This is a genomic window from Nocardioides malaquae (assembly GCF_015070385.1).
Lineage (GTDB): Bacteria > Actinomycetota > Actinomycetes > Propionibacteriales > Nocardioidaceae > Nocardioides > Nocardioides malaquae.
Map to the genome: position 1 here is coordinate 1 of NZ_JADCSA010001247.1, position 234 is coordinate 234.

Annotated in this window: 1 protein-coding gene; it reads left to right on the forward strand. The window is 52.6% G+C overall.

The genetic code is table 11. The features are described 5' to 3' along the window. On the forward strand, positions 1-234 hold a 234-nt coding region (locus IEQ44_RS16570; protein ID WP_193639497.1), incomplete at both ends, for a hypothetical protein.

Here is a 234-nt window from a genome sequence, read left to right on the forward strand (position 1 = left end):
CCCTCACCTTCCTCACCATCTTCATCGCCGCTTTCTGCTATGCCAGACAGTACAACCGGGATATTCAATTTGACAACATGTACATCACCACGCATTTCAGGCAGATAGACGCGCGCAGGAAGAAAGCCGGCAAGAGCTACCTGTTGCCGACGAGGAAAGCAGAGAGAGGCGAGTTCATTGTTCCCAATAGTGTCTCTGTCCACCCCGTTGAGCTTAAAGTGGTGACGGGAGGTC